The sequence below is a fragment of the Moorena sp. SIO3I6 genome (assembly GCF_010672095.1).
The window spans coordinates 1-1,186 of sequence record NZ_JAAHHU010001524.1 but is presented as its reverse complement, the minus strand read 5'-3'; the positions used below and the strand labels follow the sequence as shown (position 1 = coordinate 1,186).

The window sequence follows — 1,186 nt, the reverse complement described above, 5'->3', positions numbered from 1 at the left end:
CCCTGCTCCCTGCTCCCTGCTCCCTGCTCCCTTGCTCTCATAACCTAACACTTTCAATTAACACCAGATTACTATCATAAATTAAGGCAAATTCCAAACTTTAATACTATCATCTCTACTGCCACTGACTAAGGTTTTACCATCGGGACTAATCGCCAGAGAACTCACCCAGTTTCTATGACCAGTGAGGGTAGTTTTTAACTCCCCTGTTTCTAAATTCCAAACCTTAATGGTATTATTAGCACTACCACTAACCAAGGTTTTACCATCGGGGCTAATCGCCAGAGAATGAACATAGTATATATGTCCAGTCAAGGTATTTTTTAATTCCCCAGTTGTCAAATCCCAAATTTTAATATTACGGTCTAAACTACTACTAAATAAGGTTTTGCCATCAGGACTAATGATTAGAGAAATAACGGAATCTCTATGACCAGTCAGGGTCTTTTTTAGATCACCTGTATCCAAATCCCAAATTCTGATCGTATTGCCACCATTGCCACTAACTAATGTTTTGCCATCAGGGCTAATCACCACCGAACTAACCCAATTTGTTTCCCCTGTCAGGGTTTGTTTTAGCTTACCCGTCGGTAAATCCCAAACTTTGATGGTGTGGTCATAACTGCCACTGACTAAGGTTTTTCCATCAGAACTAATAGCAACAGAACTAATAAAGCCCTGATGACCAGTAAGGTTCTTTTTGAGCTGACCCGTTTTCAAATTCCAAATCTTGACAGTGTTGTCATCGCCACCACTAACAATAGTTTCTCCATCAGGAGTAATAGCGACGGAATAAACATTGCCATCATGGCCATTCAGGGTTCTAACTAACTCACCTTTCGGCAAATTCCAAATTTTTACAGTATGATCATTACTACCACTTACCAAATAGTTACTATCAGGACTAACAGCAATAGAACGCACTGAGTTAGAGTGTCCATTTAGAGTAGTTTTGAGGTAGGTGCTGCTGGGTAACCCAGCAATCAAAAAAATTAAATTAGAGGGAAAGGTTTGATACCTAAAATATCCATATCCTTGAGTAATTAATCCTAGAGATAATAAAGAAAATCCTCCCATCATCACTTGTTTTTTTAACTGGTCATTTTGTCTTAATGACGTTAAAAAATTAAGAAAGGACTCGTGATACTTAGAGGTAGATTGAGAAGGATTAGCAGGGGGCGCAGAC

The 1,186-nt window shown here is 39.1% G+C and carries 1 protein-coding gene; it reads right to left on the bottom strand.

Annotated elements, in window-relative coordinates; translation table 11 throughout:
- Positions 1–81: 81 nt before the first annotated feature.
- Positions 82–1,186: WD40 repeat domain-containing protein (locus tag F6K49_RS50875; protein WP_293110521.1), on the bottom strand; the 1,105-nt coding region annotated here is incomplete at its 5' end.